Annotated in this window: 1 protein-coding gene; it reads left to right on the top strand. The window is 65.7% G+C overall.

From position 1 onward, the window contains the following. Window positions 1–144: 144 nt before the first annotated feature. Window positions 145–1,563, top strand: a complete 1,419-nt coding sequence (locus tag MXAZACID_RS07845; protein ID WP_205619749.1) for a mannitol dehydrogenase family protein — start codon at window positions 145–147, stop codon at window positions 1,561–1,563. Window positions 1,564–1,570: the final 7 nt, after the last annotated feature.

The following is a 1,570-nucleotide window of genomic DNA, read 5'->3' as shown; positions in this document are numbered from 1 at the left end:
GCTAGCAGAGGATGGCCGCATTTGTTGCTCGATAGATTTGATGAAAATATCACAATACGATCAAAATTGCCGGAGCCGCGACGGCTTCGCCTCGATCGCCTGGACGCGGTGAATCATCGTGCGCGTCTGCCTGATTTCGATCCGATGGCGCTTGAATGCGGCATTTTGCATTTAGGCTGTGGCGCGTTTCATCGCGCGCACCAGGCGCTGGCGACGCAGCGCGCCATTGAGGCGCAAGGGGATGCAGGGCTGGGCTGGGGCATTGCCGCCGCGAGCATGACCCGCGCCACCGTGCCCGAGCAGTTGCGCCCGCAGGATGGGCTCTATACCGCGCTGGAACGCAGCGAGGCCGGCACCAAGGCGGAAATCGTCGGCGTGCTGCGCGATATCGTGCACGCCCCGACCGATCCGTTCGGCCTGCCCGCGCGCATCGCGGATCCACGGACGAAAATCGTCACGCTGACGATCACGCCGACCGGCTATCTGCTGGAGCCGAGCAGCGGCCGGCTGATGGACAGCCATAAGGATATTCAGCATGATCTGCTGAAGCCGTTGCGCCCGCGCAGTGCCGTCGGCGCCATCGCCCTTGGTCTGGAGCGGATCTATGCCGAGGGCGGGCGTCCGCCGGTGATCATCAGCTGCGATAATATTTCCGAGAATGGCCGCACCCTGCGCGACGCGGTGGTGAATTTCGCCAGCCTGCGTAGCGGCCGGCTGGCCGACTGGATCGCGCGCAATGTCCGCTTCCCGAACACGATGGTGGACCGGATCGTTCCGACCGCGAGTGCGGCGGACCGTGAGGATGCGCTGAAACTCACCGGCTTTGCGGATGCGGCGCCGGTTTCGATGGAACCGTTCCTGCAATGGGTGATCGAGGATTTCGCCGGGCCGCGTCCGCTCTGGGAAGCGGCGGGGGCGCAGTTCGTCAGCGATGTCGCCCCCTATGAGCTGGCGAAGCTGCGCATGCTCAACGGCGTGCATATGATGCTGGCCTATCTCGGCGGGATCGCCGGCTACAAGACCATTGCCGATGCGATGGCCGATGCGGCGTTCGCGGCGGCGGCGGCGCAATTCATGCAGGCCGAGCAAGGCGCGACGCTGGCGATGCCGGCAGCGAAGTTGCATGATTACGCCTCGGTTTTAATGACGCGGCTGCGCAACCCCGCGATCCGGCACGATGTTTCACGCATCGGCCGCAATGGCTCGACCAAGATGGCGACCAGGCTGTTCCGCCCGCTGCTGGAAAACCGCGCGGCGGGGCGCCCCGCACCGCTGACCGTGCTGGCCATCGCCGGCTGGATCAGCTGGTTCACCCAGCGCCAGGGCATGGCACGGGGGCTGGTGATCACCGATCCGCGCAAGGAGGCGCTGGCGGCGCAGGAGAGCGCGCAGCCACAGGCGCAGGCGCGGCTGTTCCTCGGCCAGGAAGATATTTTCGGCGCCGGCGCGGCGGGCGATGAGGCGTTGGTCGATGAGCTGGCAACCGCCTTGCGGGATCTGCGGGTGCTCTCGGTGCGCGAGGCGCTGCGGCTGCGACTGCGTCACGAAAACATCACACATTGATCCACGC

This window comes from Acidocella sp. MX-AZ02, assembly GCF_000306035.1.
GTDB lineage: Bacteria > Pseudomonadota > Alphaproteobacteria > Acetobacterales > Acetobacteraceae > Acidocella > Acidocella facilis.
Note: the sequence above shows the minus strand (reverse complement) of the source record. Positions and strands in the feature narration are given on the sequence as shown.

Coding starts and splice junctions, on each gene's coding strand:
- MXAZACID_RS07845 (WP_205619749.1), top strand. CDS start 145: ATGGCGCTTGAATGCGGCATTTTGCATTTAGGCTGTGGCGCGTTTCAT.